The sequence below is a fragment of the Butyricimonas sp. BSD2780061689_150309_C8 genome (assembly GCF_015560935.1).
GTDB classification, from domain to species: domain Bacteria; phylum Bacteroidota; class Bacteroidia; order Bacteroidales; family Marinifilaceae; genus Butyricimonas; species Butyricimonas paravirosa.
In genome coordinates, this window is the sequence record NZ_JADMSV010000057.1 from 1 (window position 1) to 2642 (window position 2642).

A 2642-nucleotide genomic window follows, 5' to 3' on the forward strand; every position below is an offset into this window, starting at 1 on the left:
TGGAAAATATAAAGTCACTTGACCCACTATTATACTCTAAATTGACCCATCAAAAAAATATTAGAATTAAGTAGAGAAAAATGCATTTTAACCCGGGTCAGTTTCAATTATAATTCTTTATAGCAGATACTACTTCTTTTTAGCATTAATCTTTCTTACAGAATCACCCGTTAGCTCAATTTTGTGTGCAGTATGTACGATTCTGTCCAGGATTGCATCAGCTACCGTAGGATCTCCAATTGCATCATACCAGCTTTCGAATGGAAGTTGTGACGTTATTATGATTGATTTTAGTCCGTGTCTGTCTTCTATTATTTCCATAAGTATTGACCTTTCTCTGGCATCCAGTCCTATAAGAAACAGATCGTCAAGAATAAGCAGTGAACACTTTTCAATTTTTTTCATCTCAGATTCTATAGTTCCCTTGTTTTTGGCCATTTTAAGCTGTCCCATAAGCTTTGACGCATTGGAGTATAAAGTTCTGACTCCATTTTTGCATGCTTCATATCCTATTGCTGAAGCTATATAGCTTTTACCTGTTCCGGAGCTTCCTGTGATAAAAATATTCTGTCCGTCTCTTATAAAATCAAGAGAAGCAAGTCTCTCGAGCTGGTTCCGGTCAAGGTTCCGTTTTATTGTATAGTCTATTTTTTCCATATATGCCTTATATCTGAAGTTTGCAGATCTTATCAGTCGTTCAATGCTTACATTGCGTCTGTAATCATACTCGCTTTCAAGAAGCCATTTCAGGAACTCATCGTTTGTCATACCATCAGAGGATGTTGTCCTGCAGTCATTTCTGTATGTTTCAAGCATACCGTAAAAACGTAATTTGGAGAGTAACTCCATTATTCTGTCCATATTTTTTCCGACAGTTCTGTTTGTTTTATTATTACTTGTCATTTTTATCTATGTTTTTAGAGTTAAAATAATCCTTACCTCTGAGATTTCTGTGTTTAGGGGTAAGTTCAGGAGCAAGCCCTTCCATTTGTATATGATACTTTTCATCTTCCCTGTTTACCAGAAGGCTTTCAAGTTCGTTGAACCCGAACATGCAGGATTCCATTGCTATCCGGCATGCAAGAACCACTCTGTCGTGTCCGAAACGTTCCGCAAGACATAATATACCATCAGCTGAACGTATAGCCTGAACAGGATATTTTTTGGCAACAGCCACCAACTTTATATACTCTTCCACTACCGTGTCTATTTCACGTGCCTTGCGGTATATATCATCCATTCTGATTCTGTATTCATGTAGTACTCCGGGAAGTTTATGAGAAGGTTTTTCTGAATAAGTGAAAGGTGTATCATCCCTGCGATGTGTCGTTATGTGTCTGAATTTATGATATATCTCCACTGTGTCCCCATCATACAGTAGTTCTACAGCATCGCCTATATACTCTTTAGGAACACTGTAATAGTGATTGTTAAGCGATACATAACTGTTTTTCATGACAGTTGCCGTTTTCCGGTTTTTTGATATAAATCTTGTTGCCGGCAATATATGTAGCCTGTCTTTCTCGACCTCGAGGAAACGCTCCCTACGGCTGTAGCTGCGGTTGTACATCTTTCGGCTGTTCAATGCGTCAGTATGTTTCATTATTTCTATGTTCAAGGCTTCAATATCATTGAATTTCAATCCTGTCATCTTTGAATAGACCTCCCTGTAAAGCAGTCTTACAGCATTTTCAACCAAAGCCTTGTCTTTGGGTTTGCGCACTCTTGCCGGAAAGACAACACAGCCGTAATGGTCTGCAAATGCTGCAAAGTCATCATTTATTACAGGCTCTATTCCACCGGGCTTTGTTACGGCAGATTTGAGGTTGTCGGGAACTATGGCATTGGGTACACCTCCAAAATAATGGAAAGCATTTTCACATGCCTGGATAAGATATTCTTTCTTTTGCGATGGTACAGCCTCGTAATAAGTAATCTGACTGCATGGAAGTATCGCTGCAAAGACTTCTACGGGAACCTTATCACCCGTATTCCTGTCTGAAATATAAAGTTTGTCACCGGCAAAATCCACATACATCTGATCACCGGCTATATGATCTATGCGTCCAACCGGTATTTTTACCTCCCTTTCACGTCTGAGATACAGGCAGAATGAACAATAACTGTAACCTTGGGGACGGTTTCTCAGATACTCCTCATACAAGGACCTTCTTGTTGTTCCACGGGATTTAAGTCGTTTAATGTACTCAGGTATATGTTCTTGAAGATACTTATACTCTGCAGATCCTGTTGATTCGTTGTCAGTCTCCGTACCGAAAAGTTCATGCAGATGATGCTCGTCCATTTTCAACAGGCGTTCCAGCTCTATACCCATATCCTCGTATATTCGGATATACCGTTTTACTGTATTACGTGAAATCAGAAGAGAAGAACTGATACTACGGATACTCATTCCTGACTGGTAGCACCGCAGTATGTGCTTGATTCTTATTTTCATTCTTTAAAATTTTTATTCGGTTAATAATACCGGGTTAAAATGCTTTTTAAAGTACAAAAACAAGACTGAAATGTGGTAATTCTATAGGGTCAATTTTTATTATAATCTAAGTGGGTCAGTTTCGGTTATAAAGGTGGGTCAGGTGATTTTTATAATAGTGGGTCAAGTGACTTTATATTTTCCA

Annotated in this window: 2 protein-coding genes; both read right to left on the reverse strand. The window is 38.6% G+C overall.

Features of this window, described 5'->3' with window-relative positions:
• Positions 1 to 129: 129 nt before the first annotated feature.
• Positions 130 to 903 (reverse strand): IS21-like element helper ATPase IstB, encoded by a 774-nt coding sequence (gene istB / locus I2I33_RS20125; protein ID WP_087421236.1) that lies wholly within the window; start codon positions 901 to 903, stop codon positions 130 to 132.
• Positions 893 to 2458 (reverse strand): IS21 family transposase, encoded by a 1566-nt coding sequence (gene istA, locus I2I33_RS20130; RefSeq protein WP_087421235.1) that lies wholly within the window; start codon positions 2456 to 2458, stop codon positions 893 to 895. Before istA ends, istB begins: the two co-directional genes overlap by 11 nt.
• Positions 2459 to 2642: the final 184 nt, after the last annotated feature.

Bases quoted from the DNA above. Each gene is read 5' to 3' on its own strand.
- istA (WP_087421235.1), bottom strand. From the start codon at position 2,458: ATGAAAATAAGAATCAAGCACATACTGCGGTGCTACCAGTCAGGAATG.
- istB (WP_087421236.1), bottom strand. From the start codon at position 903: ATGACAAGTAATAATAAAACAAACAGAACTGTCGGAAAAAATATGGAC.